The organism is Cetobacterium sp. ZWU0022 (assembly GCF_000800875.1).
GTDB lineage: Bacteria > Fusobacteriota > Fusobacteriia > Fusobacteriales > Fusobacteriaceae > Cetobacterium_A.
Genome location: NZ_JRJZ01000015.1, coordinates 1 through 1,062 on the forward strand (window position 1 = coordinate 1; position 1,062 = coordinate 1,062).

The 1,062-nt window shown below is 21.7% G+C and carries 1 protein-coding gene; it reads right to left on the reverse strand.

All coding sequences use genetic code 11. The features are described from left to right. Nucleotides 1-393 precede the first annotated feature (393 nt). Nucleotides 394-993 (reverse strand): tyrosine-type recombinase/integrase, encoded by a 600-nt coding sequence (locus tag L988_RS01230; RefSeq protein ID WP_047380742.1) that lies wholly within the window; start codon nucleotides 991-993, stop codon nucleotides 394-396. Nucleotides 994-1,062 lie beyond the last annotated feature (69 nt).

Below are 1,062 nucleotides of genomic sequence, written 5' to 3' on the forward strand. Positions count from 1 at the left end.
AAAATTAAGAAAATCATCTTCATTTATTTTTATTTCTTCGACTCTTTCAAAAGAAGGATCTGAAGGTGAAATTTTTTCTTTTTCTTTAAGTTTGCAAAATAAAATTTCACCATTATCTTCATTTAATTCAAGAAATCCATTAGTTTTTGCTTTTGACATATAATACCTCCGTTAATATTCTTAACTTTATGGTACTTCATTATAAAATTTATTTCTATAATATTTTAAAAAAAATTTTAAAATTATTCCATGGCAATAGTAACTAAATATAAGGTTTCACCTTGAATTTATTATGATTTTAAAATAAAAAAAACAAAAGCGTACTACGAGCGTACTAAAAATAAATAATATAAAAATACACAAATAAAACATTGAGTCTTATTTGTGTATTTTTTATATGATTATTTCATCATAAAGATTGTTAATATCTTCTTGTTCTACTCCAATATATTTTAATGTTTGTTCAACAGAAGAATGATTTAGAGCTTTCATAATGATAGCAATATTTTTAGTTTTTTTATATACTGTATATCCCCAAGTTTTTCTAAGAGAGTGAGAACCTATTGGGTACAATATATTTAACATATCTTTTATCTTATTAAATTCTTTACTAACACCATTGTTTGTAAAAGGAGTATCTATTAAAAATTTTTTATTATATCTAGTAAGACTTTTAAAAATATATCCTTCTGTATTTGAATAACCAATTGATTTATAATATGTTTTTAATTCTTTTAAACTTTTTTGAACAGCAGAGTTCAAAGCGATAATTCTTCTTTTTTTAGTTTTAGTTTCTTTAATTTCAATATATCTTCCATCAATAATATCTTCAAATCGTAAATTTCTTAAATCTGAAATTCTTAGAGCAACATTGACACCAATATTGATAAATGAGAGAAGTACAATTTTATTTTTTAATTTTAAATATTCTCTAATTCTCTTTAGATCATCTTCTTGAATATGTTTTACTTCTTGACCCTTTTTGTTTAACATAAAAAATTCTCCTTATAAGTTATCAAATCATTATAATTGTATTTTTACTTTATTTCAAGTTGAAGCAAA

Coding starts and splice junctions, on each gene's coding strand:
- L988_RS01230 (WP_047380742.1), bottom strand. CDS start 993: ATGTTAAACAAAAAGGGTCAAGAAGTAAAACATATTCAAGAAGATGAT.